Source organism: Terriglobia bacterium (assembly GCA_036496425.1).
Taxonomy (GTDB): Bacteria; Acidobacteriota; Terriglobia; order 20CM-2-55-15; family 20CM-2-55-15; genus 20CM-2-55-15.
This window is the reverse complement of record DASXLG010000350.1, coordinates 1-2,880: the sequence shown is the minus strand read 5'-3', so window position 1 is coordinate 2,880 and position 2,880 is coordinate 1. Positions and strand designations below refer to the sequence as shown.

1 protein-coding gene is annotated in these 2,880 nt (G+C 60.2%); it reads right to left on the bottom strand.

The annotated features are described in order from the left end of the window. Nucleotides 1–46 precede the first annotated feature (46 nt). Nucleotides 47–2,740, bottom strand: coding sequence for a S53 family peptidase (locus tag VGK48_25615; GenBank protein HEY2384569.1), 2,694 nt, complete (start codon nucleotides 2,738–2,740; stop codon nucleotides 47–49). Nucleotides 2,741–2,880: the final 140 nt, after the last annotated feature.

Here is a 2,880-nt window from a genome sequence, read left to right as displayed (position 1 = left end):
TTCGCGCGGGCAGGGGGTCGCTCACACGCCATGCCGAAACAAAGCCTTAGAACGGCGATTGTCCATTCGAATCCCTCGGCGCGAGCACCATGCTTCCGCCCGCCGGTATCGAATAAGTAAAGGTGCTCTGAGTCTGGCCGTTGAGATCCACTGCCATGGGGTTACCGGACGAATCGTAGACAGCGGCACGGCCCGATGCGACAGCCGCACTGTTATTCACAAGCGCAAGTTGTGTCGCCCAACCGCCACCCATCGCAAACTGAGGCAATGCCAGTGCTGTAGTCCCGGATGCGCCGGCCGTAACTGCAACAGGAGACGTACTGAAATTGGCTGACGAGAATCTCAGACCCAGCACGCCGAATGGACTCGAACTCTGCAGCCGGAGGCTTCCGCTGAAACCGGATCCGATGGCCGACGGCGAAAACAGTTGAGTCACAAACTCGGCAATCTGCTGGTTCGGTGAAAGCGGAACCGTAATCGACGAGCCGGCGGTGTTCCCGTTCTGGTCGCGCAAGGTCAACGTCACCGTAATCGCGCTGGCTCCCGGATTCACAATCGCAACGCCGAGGTCCCGGCTGATTCCGGGCACGACATCGACGAATAAGGTCCCATCGGTAATCAGCGGGATCGGGGTGATACCGGTCTGTGCCTGCACATTACCGCCGCTGACGACACCGAAGGTAACGGTCGCTGCCGGCAGTGTCGTGTTCGAATCCGGCGTAACGACCACATATCCCGATCGAATCGATCCTGACTCCACGACGCTGATCGGTTGCGGAGCGGTCGTCGGCGTGGAGGTCGCTGTCGGAGTCGGGCCGGTTGTCGTGGTCGTTCCCGTCGAAGTGCCTCCGCCCGTAATTACGGGTGGATCGGGCGACAGGACGGGCGTGCTCTGCGGCATCGGCCATGCCGTCAGCAGATTCATGACATCCACAGAGCCCAGCCCCGTTGCCTGGTCGTACCCGGGCGCCGCGCTGTATCCCATAGTCCCGCTGGTGCAGTTGGGGCTCCCGATCGAACAAGGCACCTGGTTGCCTCCAACAGTCACGTCATGAAAGGCGGCCGGTGCGCTGGCAAACAGGCTGTACAGCGTCGGATTGACGTTGCCCTGAGCTGAACTCGTCTTCTGATTGATGAGAGCAACCATCGCCGCAAAGGCGGGAGCCGCGGCGGAGGTTCCGCCGGCCACATACAGGTTTCCTGAAGAGGAACGGAACCCGCTGACGCAGCTTCCGCCTGAACACATCAGGTAACCATCATGATCCGGAGAGGCATTTAAAGACAGGTCCGGGACATCCCGCGCCGCGTCATTCGGGACACCGGATGCCGACTGCCAGGCAGGTTTCGAGAAATAGATGCTGGCGCCGCCACCGCCGGCTGCCAGCGTCCTCTCCGTCGAAGTATCGTTCCAGGCGCCCTCCGGCAAATAGGAGAGAACCGAACCGGACGCCGCCGTATTCGTGCTGCTCCACGATGTGCCCGCCTCCCGGAATTCCGTACCTCCAAGTCCCGTGACGTATGGAAGGCCGGCAGGAAGGTCGACGGCCAGACCCTGTGTCGCAACGGTGGCCGTGCGGCCGTCACAGTCGGCTGCTCCGGTGTCGCCGCTCGCCGCCACGATCGTCATGCCTTGGGCATTGGCTTGTTCAGCCAACGCCAGGAGAGCAGTGACATCCTGGACACTGAAATTCTTTTCACAATCCCCATAACTGATGCTGGCCACCGTCGCGAGATTCTGGTCGACCGCGTACTGCAACGAATCCAGAACATTCGATGAATTGACGTAAATCAAATGAGCATTCGGCGCGACGGCGCCGGACCATTCCAAATCCAGGTCGGCTTCAGGCAGATCGTCTTCGGAAATGCCAGGATCAGCCAGCCCCGGCACCAGGACAACGGAGGGATCGTTGGCCGCCAAACCGGAGGCGGTGCGAAAGGCCCGGATGTCAGCCAGATTGATGTCCGTTTGTCCCGCAACCACGATGGACTGCCCTGTCCCGTCAATGCCGGCGGCATAAAGCGGATGCAAATCGTAAATTGTTGCGAAGTCACTCGGGCTCAGGAAGTGATTTCCCGATACCGATGACGTAAATCGGGGAGCATCCGCGGCGCTGATCGACCGCGGATTCGGCCGCGGTTTGAGCCGGAAGTCATTCAGCGCGCGGAATCCCGACACCAGATCGGCAAAGGCTGCCGGAACAGAAGGCTCTGCGGCATTGGCATAGAAGGTTTTTCCGTTCACGGCGTACTGATGCATCGAGGTGTGAAATGCCGATTCGATCTGGCCTGCGGCGCCCGTAAAGGACACTGAACGGCCGTTGCGCCCTACTTCATTTATAGTGAAACCTTGGGACTGCAGCCAGGACACGATCTGATTTCGATCGTTGGCGCTGATACCAAAGCGCGCCGCGTACTCCTCCGGCGAAAGCCAGTGATGGTAGCCGGCCGAACGGGGATCCTGCTGGCCTTGAAGAAGCGCATCCAGCGCCGCCTGCTGCGCGCCGGTCATCTTGAACAGCATCGTGACGCGCGGCATCTTCAGCGCTGCGCTTACCTGCCCGCGGTCGTGATCTCGAGACGCGAGAGGGTGAACATTGCCCGCCACAACAGCGGTGACCGCGGGATCAATTCTCCGCGTTATGCGGTCCTGAACCTGGGGCGCGGCTGCGAAAAGCGCGGTTGAAACAATGAGCACGCAGGACAGCGTGCCCGTAAATCGTGCAAATTTTGACTGTAACATTGCGAAAAGTAGCCAGACAGGAACCGAAGCGAGGCTTCAGAGCGGCTCTCGTAGTTTCAGCTGGAAAATCACTCCTGCGATCAAGGTAGAACGGTGTTAGACGCCGCTGGTTCCGGTTTCGTTTACCGGGTTAGCGGCAG